The organism is Pseudomonas ceruminis, from assembly GCF_021602025.1.
GTDB classification, from domain to species: domain Bacteria; phylum Pseudomonadota; class Gammaproteobacteria; order Pseudomonadales; family Pseudomonadaceae; genus Aquipseudomonas; species Aquipseudomonas ceruminis.
The window spans coordinates 74,769-95,389 of record NZ_BQHW01000016.1; the positions used below are offsets into that span (position 1 = coordinate 74,769).

20 protein-coding genes are annotated in these 20,621 nt (G+C 55.0%); 13 read left to right on the plus strand and 7 right to left on the minus strand.

Going from position 1 to position 20,621, the window contains the following annotated elements:
• Nucleotides 1–38 precede the first annotated feature (38 nt).
• From L6D80_RS18330 to lexA, 4 genes are read right to left on the minus strand one after another with little or no spacing between them, the layout of a single operon-like run.
• Nucleotides 39–3,119, minus strand: coding sequence for an error-prone DNA polymerase (locus L6D80_RS18330; RefSeq protein WP_176516568.1), 3,081 nt, complete (start codon nt 3,117–3,119; stop codon nt 39–41).
• Complete coding sequence (locus L6D80_RS18335) at nt 3,116–4,534, minus strand: Y-family DNA polymerase (protein WP_176516565.1); 1,419 nt, start codon at nt 4,532–4,534, stop codon at nt 3,116–3,118. Before L6D80_RS18335 ends, L6D80_RS18330 begins: the two co-directional genes overlap by 4 nt.
• A 6-nt stretch (nt 4,535–4,540) precedes the next feature.
• The gene (gene imuA / locus L6D80_RS18340) at nt 4,541–5,161 is read right to left on the minus strand and encodes a translesion DNA synthesis-associated protein ImuA (protein ID WP_176516563.1); all 621 of its coding nucleotides are present in this window, start codon (nt 5,159–5,161) and stop codon (nt 4,541–4,543) included.
• Entirely contained in the window at nt 5,161–5,769 is a 609-nt protein-coding gene (lexA, locus tag L6D80_RS18345; RefSeq protein ID WP_082422869.1) for a transcriptional repressor LexA, read from the minus strand. The genes imuA and lexA overlap by 1 nt, the downstream gene beginning before the upstream one ends.
• 909 nt (nt 5,770–6,678) lie before the next feature.
• On the opposite strand from lexA, the gene L6D80_RS18350 reads away from it, so the two are divergent.
• From L6D80_RS18350 to L6D80_RS18360, 3 genes are all read left to right on the plus strand, one after another.
• Entirely contained in the window at nt 6,679–6,948 is a 270-nt protein-coding gene (locus tag L6D80_RS18350) for a toprim domain-containing protein (protein WP_236183059.1), read from the plus strand.
• A complete protein-coding gene (locus L6D80_RS18355; RefSeq protein WP_223849229.1) occupies nt 6,869–7,069 on the plus strand; it encodes a toprim domain-containing protein in 201 nt (66 codons plus the stop codon). Before L6D80_RS18350 ends, L6D80_RS18355 begins: the two co-directional genes overlap by 80 nt.
• A gap of 184 nt (nt 7,070–7,253) precedes the next feature.
• Entirely contained in the window at nt 7,254–7,766 is a 513-nt protein-coding gene (locus L6D80_RS18360; RefSeq protein ID WP_054903020.1) for a cupin domain-containing protein, read from the plus strand.
• 305 nt (nt 7,767–8,071) lie between these two features.
• On the opposite strand, the gene L6D80_RS18365 is transcribed toward L6D80_RS18360, so the two are convergent.
• On the minus strand, nt 8,072–9,193 hold the full coding sequence (locus L6D80_RS18365) for a LacI family DNA-binding transcriptional regulator (RefSeq protein WP_082422868.1): 1,122 nt from the start codon (nt 9,191–9,193) through the stop codon (nt 8,072–8,074).
• Between the two features lie 385 nt (nt 9,194–9,578).
• Between L6D80_RS18365 and L6D80_RS18370 the strand changes: the two genes are divergently transcribed.
• Both L6D80_RS18370 and L6D80_RS18375 read left to right on the plus strand, forming a co-directional pair.
• On the plus strand, nt 9,579–10,247 hold the full coding sequence (locus L6D80_RS18370) for an amino acid ABC transporter permease (protein ID WP_176516561.1): 669 nt from the start codon (nt 9,579–9,581) through the stop codon (nt 10,245–10,247).
• 1 nt (nt 10,248) lies between these two features.
• Nucleotides 10,249–10,788 carry an ABC transporter permease subunit gene (locus L6D80_RS18375; protein ID WP_176516559.1) on the plus strand — a complete coding sequence of 180 codons (540 nt, stop codon included), beginning with the start codon at nt 10,249–10,251 and terminating at the stop codon, nt 10,786–10,788.
• 130 nt (nt 10,789–10,918) lie between these two features.
• Here L6D80_RS18375 and L6D80_RS18380 read toward each other — a convergent pair whose 3' ends face one another.
• Nucleotides 10,919–11,899, minus strand: coding sequence for an IS5-like element ISPa16 family transposase (locus L6D80_RS18380; protein WP_012315195.1), 981 nt, complete (start codon nt 11,897–11,899; stop codon nt 10,919–10,921).
• Here L6D80_RS18380 and L6D80_RS18385 point away from each other — a divergent pair.
• Genes L6D80_RS18385 through L6D80_RS18400 form a run of 4 tightly spaced genes read left to right on the plus strand, consistent with a single transcriptional unit; the run spans nt 11,898 to nt 15,102 of the window.
• Nucleotides 11,898–12,104, plus strand: a complete 207-nt coding sequence (locus L6D80_RS18385) for a hypothetical protein (protein ID WP_176516557.1) — start codon at nt 11,898–11,900, stop codon at nt 12,102–12,104. The two genes, L6D80_RS18380 and L6D80_RS18385, sit on opposite strands and share 2 nt — an antisense overlap.
• Nucleotides 12,097–12,822, plus strand: a complete 726-nt coding sequence (locus L6D80_RS18390; RefSeq protein WP_054903023.1) for an amino acid ABC transporter ATP-binding protein — start codon at nt 12,097–12,099, stop codon at nt 12,820–12,822. The genes L6D80_RS18385 and L6D80_RS18390 overlap by 8 nt, the downstream gene beginning before the upstream one ends.
• 9 nt (nt 12,823–12,831) lie before the next feature.
• Nucleotides 12,832–13,830: a 4-hydroxyproline epimerase gene (locus tag L6D80_RS18395; RefSeq protein WP_054903024.1), complete on the plus strand. Its 999-nt coding sequence runs from the start codon at nt 12,832–12,834 to the stop codon at nt 13,828–13,830.
• 36 nt (nt 13,831–13,866) lie between these two features.
• Nucleotides 13,867–15,102, plus strand: a complete 1,236-nt coding sequence (locus L6D80_RS18400) for an NAD(P)/FAD-dependent oxidoreductase (RefSeq protein ID WP_176516555.1) — start codon at nt 13,867–13,869, stop codon at nt 15,100–15,102.
• Nucleotides 15,103–16,265: 1,163 nt separating this feature from the next.
• Here the strand turns inward: L6D80_RS18400 and L6D80_RS18405 are convergent.
• Nucleotides 16,266–17,111: a transporter substrate-binding domain-containing protein gene (locus L6D80_RS18405; RefSeq protein ID WP_176516553.1), complete on the minus strand. Its 846-nt coding sequence runs from the start codon at nt 17,109–17,111 to the stop codon at nt 16,266–16,268.
• A 407-nt stretch (nt 17,112–17,518) separates the two neighbouring features.
• Here L6D80_RS18405 and L6D80_RS18410 point away from each other — a divergent pair, with 407 nt between their 5' ends.
• Genes L6D80_RS18410 through L6D80_RS30365 form a run of 4 tightly spaced genes read left to right on the plus strand, consistent with a single transcriptional unit; the run spans nt 17,519 to nt 20,482 of the window.
• Entirely contained in the window at nt 17,519–18,328 is an 810-nt protein-coding gene (locus L6D80_RS18410) for an alpha/beta fold hydrolase (protein WP_176516551.1), read from the plus strand.
• Nucleotides 18,321–19,130: an aspartate dehydrogenase gene (locus L6D80_RS18415; protein WP_082422878.1), complete on the plus strand. Its 810-nt coding sequence runs from the start codon at nt 18,321–18,323 to the stop codon at nt 19,128–19,130. The genes L6D80_RS18410 and L6D80_RS18415 overlap by 8 nt, the downstream gene beginning before the upstream one ends.
• 14 nt (nt 19,131–19,144) lie before the next feature.
• Nucleotides 19,145–19,897: an SDR family oxidoreductase gene (locus tag L6D80_RS18420; RefSeq protein WP_054903291.1), complete on the plus strand. Its 753-nt coding sequence runs from the start codon at nt 19,145–19,147 to the stop codon at nt 19,895–19,897.
• 24 nt (nt 19,898–19,921) lie between these two features.
• On the plus strand, nt 19,922–20,482 hold the full coding sequence (locus L6D80_RS30365) for an NIPSNAP family protein (RefSeq protein WP_176516549.1): 561 nt from the start codon (nt 19,922–19,924) through the stop codon (nt 20,480–20,482).
• Nucleotides 20,483–20,621 lie beyond the last annotated feature (139 nt).

Here is a 20,621-nt window from a genome sequence, read left to right on the forward strand (position 1 = left end):
GCCCATCGCAGGCAATCCGGCTGTCAGGCCCAGTACCGTCAATGAAAATCCCGGCTGCGCACATCCAGCCCCTGTAACAGTGGGCTAACATCCTCCAACCGCCGCGCAATCAGGTGCCGTACTTCGTCCGCCTGCTCCAGTCGCCCACTCACCTTGAGCAATTGCGACCCCACCAGCGCCCGCCGCTGCCGCTCGGCCAGGTCACGCCAGACCACCACATTGACCATGCCAAACTCATCTTCAAGGGTGACAAAGGTCACCCCACTGGCTGTCTGTGGCCGCTGCCGCCCGACCACCAGCCCAGCCACGGCAACCGCATCGCCATGTTCGACCTCCGCCAATTCTCGCGAGCTGCGACAACCCAGCGCCCGCAGGCGCGTGCGCAATAACGCCAAGGGATGGGGCCCAAGGGTCGTACCCAGGGTGTCGTAATCGGCCATCAGGTCCTCGCCCACAGTGGGCACAGGCAACGTTACCGGGAGCTCAGGTGCCGCCTCGACCTCGGCGAACAACGGTAACTGGGGCTGCACCGCCGCCACCTGCCAGCGTGCCTGGTGACGATCGCGCGCCAGGGCGCGTAACGCACCGGCATCGGCCAGCCGGGCCCGGGCTCTGCTGTCCAGACCGACACGCAAGCACAGGTCTTCGATATCACGCCACGGCCTGACCGCCCTCGCCTCCTCCAGCCGCCGAGCATCGGCTTCGGCGAAGCCTCGAATCTGTCGCAAGCCAAGGCGGATGGCCAAAGCGCGCTCACCGACAGGTTCCAGGGTGCAATCCCACTCGCTGTGGCATACATCTACCGGCCGCACCTCGATCCCCTGACGCCGCGCCTCCTGCAACAACTGGTCAGGGCTGTAGAACCCCATCGGCCAGCTGTTGACCAACGCGCAGGTGAAGATTGCCGGTTCATGGCATTTGAGCCAGCTACTGGCATAACACAGCAAGGCAAAACTGGCCGCATGCGACTCGGGGAAGCCATAACTGCCAAAGCCTTTGATCTGCTCGAAGATGCGCTCGGCAAACATCAGGTCGTAACCGTTGCGCAGCATGCCCTGCACCAGCCGCTCGCGGTGCGGCTCCAGACCGCCATGGCGCTTCCAGGCCGCCATGCTGCGGCGCAACTGGTCCGCCTCCCCAGGGCTGTAGTCGGCAGCGACCATGGCCAGTTCCATGACCTGCTCCTGGAACAAGGGCACACCCAAAGTGCGCTCGAACACCTCTTTGAGCTGGGGCGAGGGGTAAGTGACCGGCTCCTGCTTCAAGCGCCGGCGCAGGTAAGGGTGGACCATGTCGCCCTGAATAGGCCCTGGACGAACGATCGCCACTTCGATCACCAGGTCGTAGAACTTCGTGGGCTTGAGCCGGGGCAGCATGGCCATCTGCGCGCGCGATTCGATCTGGAATACGCCCATGGTCTCGGCCCGACTGATCATTGCGTAGGTGGCCGGATCTTCACCAGGGATGGTCGCCAGGGTCAGTTGCCGGCCACGGTGCCGCTGCATCAGGTCGAAACAGCGGCGCAAGGCGCTGAGCATGCCCAGGGCAAGTACATCGACCTTGAGCAAACCGACCATGTCCAGGTCGTCCTTGTCCCACTGGATCACCGTGCGCTCGGCCATGGCTGCGTTTTCCACCGGCACCAGGTGATCCAGCGGCTGCTCGGAGATGACAAAGCCGCCCGGGTGCTGGGATAAATGGCGCGGAAAGCCGATCAACTGCGCAGCCAGTACCAGGATGCGTCGCAACGACGGGCTGCCGGGCTCGAAGCCGGCTTCGACCAGGCGCTGTTCATCCGGGATGCGATCGCTCCAGCGGCCACAGCACTTGGCCAAGGCATCCACCTGATCGGCCGGCAAGCCCAGCACCCGGGCCACGTCACGTATCGCACCGGCAGCGTGATAGGTGTTGACCACTGCCGTCAGTGCCGCCCGGTGCCGACCATAGCGGCGAAACACATACTGGATCACTTCTTCGCGCCGGTCATGCTCGAAGTCCACGTCGATATCCGGTGGTTCGTTGCGCTCACGCGACAGAAAGCGCTCGAACAGCAAGCGGTGCTTCATGGGGTCGAGTTCGGTGATGCCGAGCACGAAACACACCACCGAATTGGCCGCCGAGCCACGGCCCTGGCAGAGGATGTGCTGACTGCGGGCAAAGGCAACGATGTCGTGCACCGTGAGGAAATAGCTTTCGTAACCCAGCGCCTCGATCAGTGCCAGCTCCTTGGCCAGCACGTTACGCACGTTGTCACTCGCCCCCGACGGCCAGCGCAGGGGCAGGCCCCGTTCGCACAACTCACGCAGCCAACTGGCGGGTGTATGCCCCTCTGGCACCAGCTCCCGCGGGTAGCGATACTGCAACTCACCCAGGTCGAACTGGCAGCACTCGGCAATGTTCAAGGTTTCGGCAAGCAGGTCGGCAGGGTAAAGCTCAGCCAATTGCGCCAGAGGCCGCAGGTGGCGCTCGCCGTTGGCGTACAGGAAGCGCCCCGCCTCAGCGACGCTGCAGCGCTGGCGGATGGCAGTCATGCAATCTTGCAAGGCGCGCCGACCGCGCACATGCATGTGCACGTCACCACAGGCCACGAGCCGAATACCCAGATGCGCCGCCATGATGCGCAGTTGCCGCAAACGGTTTTCATCATCGCTGCCACGGTGCAGGTGTACGCCCAGCCAGGACCGCTCGCCGAACAACCCACGCAACCATTGGCCGTGCGCCGGGTCACACGGGACTTCGGCAATCCATAAAGCCAACAACCCTTGATGGTGTTGGGCCAGATCATCCTTGAACAGTTGATAATCGCCCTTCTCTGCCCGCCGTCGTGCGCGGGTGATCAAGGCGCACAGGTTCTGGTAGCCGACAAGGTTCTGCACCAGTAACACCAGTTTCGGGCCGTCCTGCAGGCACACTTCACTGCCGACGATCAGGCGTAAGTGCTGCTCTTTGGCTGCCTGCCACGCACGCACGATGCCGGCCAGGGTGCACTCGTCGGTGATCGCCAACGCCTGGTACCCCTGCTCACGGGCGCGACGGAACAGTTCCTCGGCGCTGGATGCTCCGCGCTGGAAGCTGAAATTGGACAAGCAATGCAGTTCGGCATAACCCGCCGTGCTCATGCGAACCACCCCTGCAACCACAGGGGACCAGGTTGGGCCAGGTCGCGGTAGGCCCAGCCACGCAACCCTTCGCGGGTCTCGATGCGGTAATAGTCGCGGCGAACGTCGCCACCGTCCCACCAACCCGACTCGATGCGCTCGGCCGCCCCCAGCAACCTGTGGCCCATGCCGTCCAGAGCCTGGGGTTCAGGCAGCAACCAGCCGGGGCGGCTTCCAGGCAAGGCCGTCAGACTGCCTTGCGCGCCCTGCGCTGCCGATTGCCAGGCGCACTCGGGACGGTGGTCGGCCTCTGCACGCAAGCCCTTGACCGCTTCGTCCCCCAAGCGGGCACGCAGGCGCTCGCGCAACTGCTCCCAAGGTTGGGCTTGTTGGGCGCGAGGATCGAACAATGCCTGGTGCTGGGGCACGAAAGGTGGCAGGTCGTCGGCAACCAACCGCAGATTACGCACCGGAGCCGGAATGCGCAGTGGCTCCAGGCGCCCGCGGGCCAGTTCGAAGAGGATTGCGCCATCGCGCTCGGCGGCCAGCAGGCCCACCCGTAGCAGCGTGTCCGGCCCCTCGGCGTGTTCCAGGTGCAGGCAAAAGCGCTGCACGCCGCAGTCGCGCCCGGCGAGAAAGGCAGCCAGGTCGTTGAGCAGGCGCCGCAGCGGGAACAGCAAGGCCTGATGCGACTCGACGTCAAAATTGAGCTCCAGCCGCGTTTCGAAGCGATCAGGCGGCTGATAGAAACCCAGCCCGAGCGTGCGCAAGCCCAGCAGCTGATCCAGGTGCAGCTGGACCTGAGCGGAAAAACGCCTGGCCAAGGCATCGCGCGGCAGGACCAGCACCTGCCCAAGTTGCTGCAGGCCCATGCGCGCAAAGGCGTCAGCAGCCTCTTGCGGCAGCCCTACCCGCGTTATGGGCATGCGTGCCAATGCCGCGCGGGTGTCTTCGGCGCACGTCAGCGCCAGGCCGTCATGGCCGTTGGCAAGCATGCGTGCCGCCACCGGGTTGGTGGCCAGCACGATGCGCTGGCGCAGGCCCAGTGCTGCCAGCTCGTCACGCAGGCGCGCCTGCAATACCGGCCAAGGGCCGAACAGTTGCAGGCTGGAGCCCACTTCCAGCAACAGCGCACGAGGATAGTGCAGGCTGACCTGGGCGCTGAAGCGGTAGGCCCAGGCGGCCAACAGTTGCTGCAACTGTTCGATACGTGCGGCATCGGCCTCGACACAGTGGAAGCCGTCGGCCAGGGCACGGGCGGCAGTCAAGGTCTGGCCGGCACGCAGGCCAAGCGCTGCCGCTGCAGGGTTGACCGCCTGCAACACGCGACGCTGGACCGGCCCGTCGATCAAAACCAGTGGTGCGTCAGCATCGTCGCGTTCACGCAGGATAGAGTCCAGCGCCAACTGCGGAAAAAGAATGCAGGCCCAGAGCATGCTGCATCAGCCCCGCCCAGGACAGGCAATGGCAGCCGCTGGCGGCAAGCCACCACGGCACTTGAGCACGCGCCATTGTGCGGGGCGGGTGTCGATGGCAATACGCAATGCGGCCGGTGAAGGATTATGCGCAGCCTGTTGCGGCCGGCAGGCAAACGCCAGCGCCTGGCCCGTTTCGGCTGCAACCTGCAGCCGACGCAGCGCACGATCGTCAGCACGTTCCGGCCAGCACAGCACGGCCGCGCAACTCCCAGAACGTAGGCACTGCTCGGCGGCCCAGAGCGCATCGGCCGGCGCGGCCTCTACTTGCATCAGCCAGCGCAGATCCACCCCGGCCGCCTGCCAGGCCGGCGCGTAGGGGATGAAGGGGGGAGCCACCAGAACAATCCGCCCGCCTTCGGCACTCAACCGTGCCAGGGAAGGCCAGAGCAAGTGCAATTCACCGCACCCTGGGCTAGCCAGCAGCAGCTCGCTGAGCGCCGACGCCGGCCAGCCGCCATCGGGCAAACGCTGGTCCAATACGGCATGGCCAGTGGGCTGCCCCCCGGTCGGGCGTGTCTGGGCCTGCCGGCCGCGCCAGACCTGGCGCTGGTCCAGCAGCCGATCAAGATCGACTACCGCGCCCATCAGTCGCGCCTCAACAAGCCACAGAAAACGCCTTCGATGAAGAACTCCCGCTCAGGGCCAACATCGATCGGCGCATAGGCCGGGTTGCGCGGCATCAGCCGATAACCGCCCGGCTGGCGCTGCAAGCGCTTGATGGTAACTTCGCCATCCAGGCGAGCAACCACGATCTGGCCATCACGCGCTTCGCCCTGCTGGCGGATACCCACCAGGTCGCCATCAAAGATACCGTCGTCGACCATTGAGTCACCTCGTACCTTCAGCAGGTAGTCCGGGGTACGGCGGAACAAGCTGGGGTCGAGCAGCAACTGCTCGTGAATGCCCAGGTCAGGGCCAATCGGTGCGCCTGCCGCCACTTGGCCCAACACCGGGACCTCGAGGATTTCCGGGCGGCGCAACGGCTCGGCCAGGCGGATGCCCCGCGCCTGGTTGGGTGTTACATCGATGTAACCCGCCTGGCACAGGGCGGTGATGTGCTTGCGCGCAACACTGCGTGAAGCGAAGCCAAAGCGGCTGGCGATGTCGGCAAGGCTCGGTGGCTGGCCGTGATCGGCGATGCGTTCACGGATGAAATCGAGAATTGCGCGGCGTTTTGGGGTGAGATTGTCCATGGAGTACATTTGTACTCTTTTCGCAGCACGCTGAACAGCCCCCTTCGTCGGCAGCTTTCAGTGATCAGAACTAAAAAGCCCAAAGAGCGGTGCACAAAAGCCCCAAATCGCCTTGCCACACACTTTCTAAATTTTAGTTCCCAGCCGCCCAATCCCTGAATGTAAGAAAGTCAAACGTTCAGTAGCGAGTCATCAGCATTGATGCCCTTCAGCCAGCCGAGCTGACGTCTCGCTATGCTGCGAAGCAACGTACCCACAGTAAGCCAGATGAGCATCTGCCTTTTGGCATCCGATAGGCCGATGCACAGGAAAAAGTCGGCACCTATTTCCCAGTCTGAATCTGATAGGTCGTATCGCTTGCACGTATAAGCCATAGTGCTTACAGGACTTACAGTTGCAGCATATTATTCGCTGATACATGAGGAGCGATGATGGTGTGCCGGTCAAGACTGAAGAGCAAGAATGGCGTTTTGGAGCCGCCGCGGGGGAGCCCACTTAGATTTTATTTTCCTTCACCATTGAATTCCGGCCGAGAGCCCTTATTTGAACTCAAAGAGCCAGCGCGCACCAGGAATGCCCGCTAATTCGAGAAGACCAAGTGGGAAAACAAAAAGAAAACAAACCTGCTATCGGTCGCCATGACACCGATGAGGTGACAAAACGCATTGTGTGGACCCAAACCGCTGGCCATTGTGAGCTATGCGGAACTGACCTCATGTAGCAACCCGCCATGCTGGCCTCCTGGCTGAAAGGGTATGAGCGCTCCTAGTAGCTCACCCTCAATTTTTGTCCCTTCCTCCGTAAGCCTGGCCGCCCCGAATTCTCTCCCTTCCAGTAGACCATTTCGCGTTGTGCCGCCTCCGGGCGGAGGTAAGAGTGCGCCCTGTTCGAACAGTTCAGGGTCACCCTATGAGACTCATGATCATCGAGGCACCGGGCAAGCTGAAGAAGCTGGAGCCCATGATGAAGAAGAGCCGCCCTGGCGAGCACTGGACGGTGGTAGCCACTGTTGGCCACATCCGAGACCGCCCCGAAAAGGGGCAGGACGAGACGATGATCACCACGGGCGTGCTCAAGAACTTCCCGGCCCGTATACGAGATGCTCCCCAAGAGCGCTCGCAACGTAAGCACGATCCGCAAGGCGCTGAAGGATGCGACCGAGGTTTACATTGCGACTGACCCGGACCGCGAAGGTGAGAGCATCGCTTGGCACATTCAACAGGTGCTGGGCATCAGCGAGTACAGGCGCGTCACCTTCAATGAAATCACACAGAATCGTGTTCGCGAGGGTTTAACCTGACCGCGACAGCCGCCATGCACCCGGATCCGCATCAAGCTCGCCATTTACGCCCTCTACCCCGTAGTTTTTGATCCCGCAGCCAATCGATGCCGTCGACAGCTCTATTTACAAATTACTGTAATCGTTTACAGTGGCATCGGCTGCGTGAGGCAGCACATCGTCTAGCCTAAAGAGGAGTCCACAAATGAGTGATAAGCCAGCTTTCTCGTTCAGCGAGCCGAAAGGCGATTTCGTCGTGATGACCCGCGATAAGTGTGAAAGCTATTGGCAGCCTATTCCAGCGAATGGGCACATCGATATCATGGTCTCTCAGCGCAACGTACGTAGCGTCCATCCCTTCTCGGCAGGCACGCAAAGCGTGGCTCCCGGCGGACGGGTGAGGCTGCATGCTCACAACGCCGGAGAAGAAGTGCTCTATATGCTTGAGGGTAAAGGCACCGCCCTAATCGATGGACACAGTTACGAATTGACTGCTGGAACAATGCTTTACCTAGGTCACAATGTGGAACACACATTTATTAACGATGGTGACATAGAGCTCAGCTGGGTATGGTTCTTCATGCCAGGCGGTCTCGAAGACTTCTTCCAAGCAGTTGGCCGCCACCGCAAGCATGGAGACGCTGCGCCGGCTCCTTTCCCTCGACCCGATGACGTTGCGAAAATCGAAGCCGAAACCGTTTTCGCGAAATTGAAGTAACGTCAGAATTGACCGATGTGAGCTGCGCTTCGCCGTGACAGCCTGACCCCGGACACGGGTTAGCTCTGGGGGGCGCCAGCTCCTGGCCAACTACTCGAGATTATGAGCGAAATATCCGGGCGTGGCTGCACGATCGGCAACAAGCAGGTAAAGTCAGATACGAGCGCAGTCCTTGGCCACCCTACTAATTCTTGCTAGAACACTTTCAATGGCAAAAACGCCGCCGCAATCGTAAGTGCCACCCTGTCGACTCGCCCCATGGAAAAATGTGGCTGTCGACTCGAACTGGCCTGGCCGAGGGCAGATTAAAGCTTAGGGGCGAGTCCTGTCGAACCCCTTACCACGAGACGGGACTCGAGTTGGCGAGAGATGATTGGCTGCTCTGAAACAAGCGCACCAAGTAACGCATCGGCCGCCATAGTACCCATTGCCACTGAAGGGAAAGATATCGTGGTTATGGGCGGATCCATAATTGCGGCGAAGTCCTGGTCGTCGAACCCAGTGATCGAAATGTCCTCCGGGATTCGCAACCCCATACGCCGCGCCTCCATCGCAACGGCCATGGCGTAGGCGTCGCTGTTGCACACTATGGCAGTAACCTCTGGCTGACTTTCGCGAATGCTCCGAAAAGCACGCAATGCAAAATCGACTGAATACCCGTGAGGGTCCTCGTAGATGCGATCGTTGATCTCTACTCCATTCTTCAGAAGGGTCTCGGTAAAGCTTCTGATACGGCTCTGCTGTCGGTCATTTCCCTTGCTTGGACCTGACAGCATGGCAAATTCACGGTGGCCAAGCTGCACCAGATACTCAACGATCTGCGCGGTGGCCGCGAAATTGTCTATTCCAATGGATGGAAACGTGTCGTCCTTAAGAACGGAGTAGGTACAAATCACTGGCACATTGTTTGCTTTAAGATACTCGACCAGCCGCCTGTCTTCGACAAGGCCCACTATCATCAAGGCTTCCGCTCCCCGCTCAACGAGCCGGCGCACGGAGTCATAAATGTCGGAGTTGTCAAAATCAACAGTGAGCTGGAAGGTCATGTAGCCACCTTCATTCATGCGGCGCTGGAACCCGTTTACGAGCTGCGCGTAGAAGCCGTATGCGATTGTCGGGAAAACCGCGCCAACGATGTTGGACCGTTGCATACGCAGCGCCTTGGCTGCGGGATTCGGGCTGTACCCAAGAGAGCGAGCTATTTTCAGAACCGCAGCGCGCACGTCTTCACTAACACTGTCGGGTGAATTGAAGGTTCGCGAAACGGTTGCAACCGATACACCTGCGGCCAGTGCAACATCCTTGACTCCAGGCCTTTTCTGTACTCGCACGGGGGCTTTACTCATCATTTTGTAGATAAATTCTAATCCGCTCCTCTCATCCGAGAGCACATTACTCTTCAGAAGCTGAGCGTTAGCAATTGACATTTTTGCGAAGGATGCTTTGACGAGGAGGCCTCCGATATCACCGCAGGCCTGCTCATGACCAGAGATTCGAGCGTAATCGTAATCCTTTACAGTCGCCGTTATGCTACCAAAGGCCCGAAACAGGCGTCCACAAGGTAGCGAAAAAAAACGATCTGTAATCGTTTACACGGACGACCGAGTGGATTAGGATTCACTCAAGCGGCGTTGAAGACCGCTTGATCGGAGATCTCGGGCCGCGATGGCAAACGAGACAACATACCGCGCGACTGGAGCCACCTGTTGCTATGGCTAGATCCCCGACAGAGGGAACGGCCTGCGAAGCACCCTTCTACTGCCCCCAATGCGGATACGCCCAGCACAAGATGTGCCTTACGAGAGACACGCTATGTTTGACTACTCGTTTTTATGGTCGGCAGTATGGAATAAATTTCCCGAGCTATTGCAAGGCGCCCAGACCACATTAGTGGTCGCAGTTCTGAGCATCGTGATAGGAACTTGCATGGCGTTACCATTATCTGTCTATCGAAGTCACGACAAAGGCGTCGGATACAGATTGGCAACTGTGTGGGTTGAGCTTTCGCGAAACACGCCAGCATTGTTTCAGATCTATATGGCGTATTTTGGACTTGGTGCCATTGGCATTCAAATGTCCAGCTTCAATGCTCTACTGATCTCGCTCTCCTTCAACAATGCAGGGTACCTAGCGGAGGTATTCCGAGGCGGACTTGCATCTGTCCCCAAACAGCAAATATCAGCCGCACGTTCTATTGGCATGACAACGTGGCAGAGTTATAAATATGTGGTATTCCCTCAGGTTTTCAAGATTGTGTACTTCCCTTACATCAACCAAGTCAATTGGGCACTGCTCAATACATCACTTGGAATGATTATAGGAGTACGTGAACTTACAGGAGCAACCCAAGCGGCGCAATCAGAATCGTTCAGAACTTTCGAATTCTTTATAGTGGCAGCTGTCATGTACTACATTCTGTTTAAGTTTGTCAGCCTGGGGGCACGTATAGTGGCTTGGCGTCTTATTGATAAGGAGAGCTGAAATGCAATTTCAACTAGCCTATTCTGGACTACAATGGACTGACATCTACCTAATGCTTCAAGGGCTATGGAGAACCGCCCTGCTGACTATCTTAGCTGGACTCCTGGGCACGTTGCTTGGAACATTTGTTGGCTGGCTACGGTACACCAGCAGAGTTGGTTTCTATGTTTTATCACCACTGGTTGATGTTGCTCGAAGCGTACCATTGATTATTCAGTTCATCTTAGCCAATAGCGTGTTCGCTGCTGTCGGCGTACCCCTTGATCCGCTAGAAGTAGGTCTATTGACTCTTAGCCTGTACATGGGTGGCATGACATCTGAACTGGTACGGTCAGGCCTGTATTCCGTGCGCCCACAGCTCAAGCAAGCATCGCGTTCATTGGGGATGTCCTACTGGCAAGAGCTTATTCACGTTTCATTCCCTCTGGCTCTGCGCGCCATTTTTCCAGGGTGGATTGGTACGATTATTGGGCTAACCAAGGATACTGCCTTGGTGAGTGTAATAGGGTATGTAGAATTACTTAGGGAAGGTCTGAAGTAACCCTGTATTTCCGGTCGACTTCAGCCCTCGCTGCTTTTGAAAGCGGGCCGTCGATCAAAATCGACCAGGTAACCCGCTCAGTTCTCCGTTTTTGGCCGCCGCGAGCACCTCGCAGCAGCCATTTTCCGCATTACAGGTGCACCTTTCCTGCGGTAGTCAGCAAATGTCGGCGCGCCATCCATAGGTTCGACAGCGCGAACAGCGTCACCAGCTGAGCGGTGTTCTTGGCCAGGCCACGGAAGCGCACCTTCACGTAACCGAACTGGCGCTTGATCACTCGAAACGGGTGCTCGACCTTCGCTCGCACTTGTGACTTGGCCTTCTCGATCTTGCGCTTGGCTTTGTACAGGGCGCTGCGTTTATCGAGCTTCTTGTAGGTGCTGCGGCGTGCTGCGACCTGCCAGATCACTTCGCGGCCAGCATGTTCGGGGCGCTTTTCGACGCCGGTGTAGCCGGCATCGGCGCAGACGACGTTCTCGTCACCGTGCAGCAGTTTGTCGACCTGGGTGATATCCGCCACGTTGGCTGCCGTGCCTACCACGCTGTGTACCAGCCCCGACTCATCATCTACGCCGATGTGCGCCTTCATGCCAAAGTAATACTGGTTCCCTTTCTTGCTCTGGTGCATTTCCGGGTCGCGCTTGCCGTCCTGGTTCTTGGTCGAGCTGGGCGCGTGGATCAGTGTGGCATCGACGATAGTGCCCTGGCGCAGCGACAGGCCGCGATCCCCCAGGTAGCCATTGATTACGCCGAGGATGCCGGCTGCCAGTTCATGTTTCTCCAGCAAGCGACGGAAGTTGAGGATGGTGGTTTCGTCGGGAATGCGCTCCAGGCTCAACCCGGCGAACTGGCGCAGGATGGTCGTCTCGTACAGCGCTTCCTCCATTGCCGGATCACTGTAGCCAAACCAGTTCTGCATCAGGTGAATACGCAGCATGGCCAGCAGAGGATAGGCGGGCCGACCACCTTCGCCCTTGGGGTAATGCGGCTCGATCAAGGCAATCAGTCCTTTCCACGGCACCACCTGATCCATCTCGATCAGGAACAGCTCTTTACGGGTCTGCTTGCGCTTGCCGGCGTACTCGGCGTCGGCGAAGGTCATCTGCTTCATGGAAAAACTCGGCTGGCGGGATCGGCGTATTTCACCAGATTCGGGAAGTCTTTTTCAGACCTTCCTTAGAGCAACTCAGATTCTAATTATCCGCACCAATGAAGCTATCCCCCTGCTAATCGGCGTGGGTGTCGCTTACTTCTTAATCTGCTACCCAGTGTCTCGCTACAGCCGTGCTCTTGAGAGGAAAATTAATAATGATTGAGATCAAGTCAGTAAGGAAGTCGTTTGGCAACATAGAGGTCATTAAAGGTATCGACCTAACTATCGAGAAAGGTGAAGTGCTTTGCCTTATCGGCGCCAGCGGGTCTGGAAAGTCGACTCTTCTGCAATGCATTAATGGCCTAGAGCCGATACAGAGCGGTGAAATTATTGTCGATGGGACCAACGTCCATGCGAAAGGTACAAATCTGAATACATTGCGCCAGACCCTAGGTATCGTATTCCAGCAGTATAATGCGTTCCCACATCTTACTGCCCTGGAAAACGTTGCATTAGCGCCCCGCATCGTAAAAAAAATGTCTCGCTCTAGCTCTCTGGAACTGGCGCGCGAGTATCTCGACTATGTCGGCCTCTCTGCTCGTGCCGATCTGAAGCCTACGAGCTTGTCTGGTGGTCAACAACAACGCTTAGCGATCGCCCGTGCGCTAGCGATGAAGCCGACCTATATGCTCTTCGATGAAGTTACTTCAGCGCTAGATCCCGAGTTGGTCGGTGAAGTGCTCGACACAATGCGCAAGCTCAAATCGTCTGGCATGACCATGATCGTTGTTACGCATGACATTGCTTTTGCACGCGAAAGTGGAGACCGCGTTGCCTTTTTTGACAAAGGCCACCTTTGTGAGGTCGGCGAGGCAAAGCAGGTGATCAATGCGCCACGCGAAGAACGTACTCAGCAATTTCTGCAGCGTGTACTGCACTGAGGTATAAAGATGAAGCACACTTTCTTCTGCATCGATGGTCATACCTGTGGTGAGCCAGTCCGCTTAGTAGCGGGTGGCGCTCCAATTCTGGCCGGGACCAACATGATCGAGAAGCGCAAGTATTTTGAAGATAACTTCGATTGGGTTCGCACTTCTCTAATGTACGAACCCCGCGGCCATGACTCGATGTCTGGAACTATTGTATACCCACCCACTCGGCCAGATTGCGACCTTTCTATTCTGTTCATTGAGGTCAGCGGCTGCTTGGCGATGTGTGGCCATGGCACAATCGGCACAGTCACATCGGTCATTGAACATGGTTTAGTCAAGCCAAAGGAGCCAGGTGTCCTGTACCTTGATACCCCAGCTGGCCGAGTGAAAGCTGAATATAAAATGACTGGCAATTTAGTCGATTCGGTAAAGTTGACCAATGTGCCTTCTTTTCTTTATGACGCCGGCTTGTCTGTTGAATTGGACGGAATCGGCGAGATTAGATTCGATGTTTCTTATGGAGGCAATTTTTATGCCATCGTCGAGCCTCAAAATGGGCTGCCAACTCTTGACGAACTGTCGACCCGAGATATTCAGCGCCTAAGCCCAGAACTGCGTCGAAAGGCCAACGAAAAGTATGATTTCGTGCATCCGGTGGAAAGTGAAATCAAAGGCTTGTCGCATGTAATGTGGACCGGCCCTGCGCGCACTAACGGCGCTGATGCACGTAATGCTGTGTTTTTCGGCGACAAAGCTATTGATCGATCTCCATGCGGAACAGGTACCTCAGCGCGAATCGCTCAGATGGTGGCTAAGGGCCAACTGCAGATAGGGGAAAGTTTTGTTCACGAGAGCATAATCGGCACGTGCTTCACTGGCATGGCAGTTGAGCAGGCGACTGTTAAAGAATACCAGGCGATTATCCCAAGCATCGAGGGTTGGGCACGCGTTACGGGTCATAACACTATCTTTGTTGATGATCGTGATCCGCTAGTCAAGGGTTTCCTGCTTCCTTAATCGCCATTGGTATGCACTAAAATAGGCTGGTTCGCTATGTCAAAGTTAATTGTTATCGGTTCAGGTATCGTGGGCCTCGCTTGCGCTTGGGCTGCTCAAAAAGAAGGTTGGACTATCACTTTGGTAGATCGGGACTTTGCCGGAGACAGAACCTCCCATGGTAATGCTGGAGGCATAGGAACCAGTGAGTGTTTGCCTTTGACTCTCTCAGGGCTTGGCTGGAAACCACTAAAATGGCTAGCAGATCCGTTAGGGCCACTTTCAATCCGATGGCAGTATGTACCTCGGCTGCTGCCTTGGGCATTACAGCTACAGAAGGTGGGAAAATCCCAAAACTACCTTCGAATTGCTACTGCACTAAATAACCTGAATCAGCGCGCACTGGCAGACTTCAAAGAAATGATGGTTGACATTGGCGCTGCAGACGAGGTTCATGAAGCAGGGGCTTTGCTGGTTTACGAGACTGAAGAAGCATTTCAAGCAGACCAAGTGAGCATTAACTTAAAGCGGTCGCTGGGTGTTCGTTTACGGGAGGTCAGAAAAGCTGAGCTACTTGAGTTAGAGCCTAATCTAGCGCCTGTTTTTGAGAGGGCTTTGATGATAGAGGATTGGTGTCATGTCAATGACCCCAAGGCCATCGTTGATCGGCTACGGGCCACAATTGAGTCACGAGGAGCGAAACTCGTTGAAGCCACCGCTCTCCGCCTTGATGTCAGCCAAAAATTCCCTTCTGTGGCCCTAGAGAATGGTTCTATTATCACGGGAGATAAAGTGGTTGTGGCGGCTGGCGTGTGGGCAACCAAGTTAGCTGCGTCCATAGGGGACAGGCTGCTGATAGAAAGCGAGCGTGGTTACAATACCACGTTACCGGCTAGCGCAAAACTGCTAAATCGCGAGGTAATTTTTGCTGAGGCTATGTTCGTAGCTACACCATTAACACTGGGATTACGTATCGGCGGCGCTGCAGAATTCGCCGGGATCGATGCGGCGCCTAACTTCCAGCGAAGCGATGCCCTGCTAAAGCTATCTCGCAAATATCTGCCGTCGGCAGACTCAACTGACCAAAAACAATGGATGGGGCATCGACCGAGCACCCCGGACTCCCTGCCGATCATAGGCGTTTCATCGAAGTCTGATACTGTCATCTATGCTTGTGGCCATGGGCACCTTGGACTCACTCAGAGCGCGACCACCGCAAAGCTTGTAAGCTCAATTCTTGTTAATCGTCTCCCGGAAGTCGATATTACGCCATATGCAGCTAATCGCTTTTAGAATATAGCCTTTTTGTTAGAAGCACCCTACTCGAAATCAATCTAAAACATACTCGCCTGAAACCCCGGCTATGAGTAAAACACCGCTATTGCCCTAACGCCTAGCAAGTTCGCACACAAAGCGCGTCAAGGCCAAGCGTTTTATGCTGTCAAGAGCTTTAGCGGTGGCTGATCCATTGAGCAACGACCAAACTTCACCAGGGCAGTGCTTTCCTGATCGACACCACTAATCCCCGGTGCAACAAGCCGTGCTTTTTCAACGCTTATGCTCCCGCTAGGGTCATTCTCATATAAAATATGACTCTAGTGCAGCGCTCGCTCGGCCAGTGGATACTTTTGCCCCGGGCTAGCCGAGAAGTATTGCGTAGAGTGTGGACTAAACGGTCCGATTGGACTGTTGATGTGGTAGCCTGCATTGTGGACAGAAAAGTCGCCACAGATAAGAAAACCGCTCTAAGAGCTCAGGAAGCTATGCGATCCATCAGCACGATTCTGATCTAAGCATTAACCGCGGCCTTAATTACGCCAACGGCTTGGTGCTGCAAAACCTGGCTTTGTCTAGATGTTTTTCTGCTCCACTTGCGAAGCATTCGTACCGGCGCTATGCCAACATGCACTCAGCCCAAACTCATTACTCTTTCACACAGCGGGTCATCCAACAACTGGCGTGCAAGGCTATCTATCAACCCGATTGCACAAAATTCGAGCGATTGATTGCCAACCAGCAAGGCTAAAAAATTCTCCTGCTGATTAATGTGAAGATGTATACAAAGCTAGGAAGCCATCGCGTGGAGCAGCGGACCTGCCGTAGTGAAAACTCCCCCCATGAACCGAGTTGCTAATTCGGTTCAACGCATTGGCAATAAGGCCCAGTTGCCGAGTACAAGTTACCCATCGGCAGATACGACAGGCGTAAAATCCAAAAAATGACAAAAAATTTTCCAACACTGAGAAGTACATGCCATCACACCTCGTGACCAAGTAGCCGGATTCGAAATCACTCTGGACCGGTTCTGGGATGACAGATAACTATTATTTACCGCACCTCAAGATTTTCGGCGCACAGGGCATCAACTTACAAGAGTGGATCAGTAAGTCACACGACGCAAGAGTTTCGGCAAGCGGTCCTTAGTAGAACCGCTCCCGTACAACGCGGTATCAGGACTAGAAATCGACACCTGGAACGCTTAGAGAGGGAATATCTGTGGAGTTAAAGTATTTCGTGTAAAGCTCGGCATAACGGCCGGATTTGACTTGGTCCCACACAAACACTTGCACCCAACGTAGGAGGTCGGTGTCGGCTTTGCGAACCGCCATTCCTGTCAGGTCAACAGGAACGGGAGCCTGTCCTTTGATGGCCAAGGTAGGAAATTGCCCGCTCTGGACGAGAGCTGCCGCTGTGGCATTGTTTAGCATAAGCCCATCAATCTTGCCCTGCGTGAGAGCCAGATAGCTTTCAGGCTCGCTATTGTAGGTAATGAAATCACCACCTGCGGATGCCCAATTCTGGCTTTTATAGATTTGTCGAAGCTGTTGCTCAGTCGTCGTCCCATTGACCCCGCCCACTTTCTTACCTTTTAGGTCATCGAATTTTTCAATACCTGAGTCTTTGCGGGTTAACACAACGTTACTGTAGCTCACGTAGGGCTGGCTGAATGCGACGGTCAACGCCCTTGCTGGTGTAATTGAGGCAGAGGCGATAGATATGTCAATCCGGTTGGAGACCAAGGCAGGAATACGGTCAGGTGATGCTGTCTCTACTATCTCGGCATTGACCCCTAGGGCTTTTGCCATGTCTTTGCAATAAGCGACATCGTAACCATCAATCTCACCGTTGGCAGTCCGATAGCCGGCCGGAGGGAAATCCAGCTGCACCCCGCATTTCAGCGTTTTGGTGGACAAAATCCGATCAAGCGTCGCATCAGCGTAGCTTGCCCCGCTGTACACAGCCGATGCTGTCATCGCGATCAGTAGCGTACGTGCCGAAGCTTTTACGGTTATTTTCTTCATTGTGGCTTTCCTCATAACGCTTGTTGGAAGGTATTCCGCGCAAACCGTCACCGTCTCGTCTGGCGCGGTCGCTCTACCCCATCAACTGCATCAATGATGAAGGGTCAAGCGACAACACACAGGCGGAAAGTGTAAACGATTACAGTCTCAGCAGCATTCATGCCAAACTTTCGATGACCCGCTAATAGGGCGTAATCCCTCCCAACCAAGCAGTAATTTACAGTTTTCTACCACCGTTTATGCCCAATTAACGTGCGTATCGTGAGTGTAAACCCTCATTTCGCACCAAATAGGTGCATGCATTTTTATACTCATCAGAACTCTAGCTCGACCACTGAATTGGACCACTTTACTTCTCATATTGTAATCGTTTACAGTTCTGTCTGTCAGCTCTGCGAGGATTCCACATGGACAAGGCAGCGGCCTCTACGCCGTCATTTAATGAGCTCGTGAAAAAGAACCTTCACTATGTAGCTGAAGGCGAAGGTGAGCTATTAATCCTGATCTCCGGGTTAGGGGGGCAAGGCAATTTTTGGAGAAAGGTTTCATCCGAGTTCGCTGAAACGCACCGCGTTGTGACGTTTGATCATCCAGGTGTCGGGAAATCAACGAGCTTCGGTCCGCAATCCATCGGCAAAATCGTTGATACGGTGCTGGTTGTTGCAGACATGTACGGCGCAGATAGATTTACGTGTTTAGGACACTCCACAGGTGGCTTGGTAGCTCAAGCATTGGCACTGGACCATGCTGACCGTGTCAGAGAATTGATCCTCAGCAGTACCTGGGCGCAGCCTAATCACCGTTTCAGGCAGTTATTTGCGCTGCGTAGGCATTTGCTTGAAGTAAGCGGCGCTGATGCTTATAGGCTAATAGGACAGCTTTTCGCATATTCACCAGAATGGTTTGAGCAACATTTGGCTTCATCGCATAAGCCGGCTTGGTGCCAGGGGAACTTAGCGATTAATTTGCTACAGTCTGAGCGTATAGACATGTTGCTAAACTATCAGAGAGCTAGTGAGTTGCCTGGGCTATCACTACCAACTCTAATCATCGATGCTCCAGATGACTTGATAGTACCTCAATGCCACGCAGACGAACTTCAAAGACTAATACCCCAAGCTATCCGCCGTAGTTTATTGGGAGGCCACTTTACGCCTATTACTAACCCATGTGATTACTCCAAGCTCATCAAGGAATTCATAAATCGACATGATTAAGACCACTCCTAAACGCATAGCATTTATTGGGAACGGTGCTATTGGGCATCGAGTTTTCCATACGATAAAATATGAGCTGTCACCACGTTCAGAATTTGCTTTCTTGGTCCGCAACAATGAAAAGAATATAACCACCCAAGACAATTTAAGCATTTTCTCTAAAGCACAAGATCTACTGGACTGGCGTCCAGATTTGGTTATCGAATGTGCAGGCCATGACGCTGTGCAACTACTAGTGCCAACACTGCTTCGCAGTGGGATTGATGTTGTCATCGTTTCGGTCGGTGCGCTGGGGGACGCTAAACTTCGTTCGACCTTAGAGTCAGCGGCTGAAACAGGTGCTGCACGTATGATCGTCGTATCTGGAGCCATCGGAGGACTCGACGCCCTTCAATCAAGTCGTATGGCAGAATTAACCTCCGTCAAATATATAGGCCGTAAACCACCAGTAGCTTGGAGCGGAACTCCTGCTTCGGAAAAAATCAATTTGAATGCAGTAAAAGAACCTTTGATTATCTTTGAGGGTTCGGCATCAGAGGCCGCTATGCTCTATCCCAAGAACGCAAACGTTACCGCTGCTGTAGCGCTAGCTGGGGTTGGCTTCGACGATACCCAAGTCATCTTGATCGCAGACCCATCCGTAATAAAAAACGTGCATGAACTTCAAGTAGTTGGTGAGTTCGGCAGCTTTACTATCCATCTCGAAAATAACCCACTGCCTAGCAATCCCAAAACTTCTTGGCTCGCCGCTCTCAGCATCGAAGCGACCTTGAAAAAATACCTAAATCCACAGTTGATCTAGCCGAGACTTATTTTATGAGACTGAATGATAAAGTCACACTCATCACAGGTGCGGGTGCCGGCATTGGTGAAAGCACTGCCGAACTGTTCATAAAAGAGGGAGCCAAAGTCGTCGTTGCTGACCGCAACTTCGCAGCTGCAAGGGCTGTAGCCGAACGTCTTGGTAAAAATGCGTTCGCCGTTGGAGGCGATGTGAAGGTGGCGGAAGATGTTAAAGCGATGGTCTCAGCAACCTGTGAGCGCTTTGGCGGTCTGGACGTGCTTGTCAATAACGCTGGCTTTGGTTGCTTAGGTACTGTTGAGACGCTGGATGAAAACGCATGGGATGACGTGATCGATGTTAACCTCAAAGGGGTTTTCCTATGCTCGAAATATGCTATTCCTTACCTGCGTAAGAGCAAGCAGCCTGCGATTGTTAATATTGCGTCAACTATTTCGGTGGTGGGCATCAAAGACCGTGCAGCGTATGTTGCCGCTAAAGGGGGAGTCGCGGCGCTGACTCGGGCTATGGCGCTGGATCATGCTGCTGATGGTATTCGTATCAACAGCGTGGCACCTGGTGTAATCGAGTCTAGCTATTACGACAAAATTTTCGAACAGGTTCCAGATCGTGTAGCGTTTCGCGCTGGACTGGAAGCGCGTTCGCCGGTCAATCGTATGGGACAGCCCAGTGAGATCGCCTCAATGATCCTGTTCCTCGCTTCAGATGAGTCGTCGTTCGCCACAGGTGCAATGTTTACTGTGGATGGTGGTTACACCGCTTGGTAATTCGCGCTTTCGGGAGATAAAGCTATGGTTCACGAATTACGTCAATATACTCTTACTCCCCAAGGTTGGCATCAGTACCGAGAACTGTTTTGGACCATAAGCATGCCAATACGGGGAGATGAACACGGTCGCTTGTTGGGCTGCTGGGTCGAAGAAGCCGAGCAAATCTTCACGTTCTTCCATTTATGGGAATACGATTCACTGGACGAACGAACGAGCCTTCGTTCACAGCTTTCAAAGGATCCCCGATGGACAGATAATTTTTTGCCGCTCTCGAGATTGGTCGTTGATCGTCAGGATCTAAAATTCCTAAACCCACAATTTGATATACACACGGTCATAAGCGGCGATTCTGGTCAACCTGTGTATCTGCATGCATACGATTGTGTTCCCGGGTCAGCTATAGTCGTTACTGGTAAACTGGGGGAAAAATACGTTTGGACAACGGAATGTCCAAATCCCAATTTAGTTCTTTGCCTAAGCCATAAAAGCTTTATAGCGGAGATAGAAACACTGAAGTCAGCAGACGGCGTAAAATGCATCAAGTCTGTCAGCACACGAAAGCTATTCTCCGTCAAAGCTTAGCTATGGCTTGATCCTTAGATCTAAATTGGTCCTCCTAGCTGAGCAGTTATTTTATAGCGGATGGACCAACAGCCGGTAATCAATGGATTGCACTGGGTGAGAGGCCAAGGACGCCTTCTCACCTTCGCGGCCGCGTGAT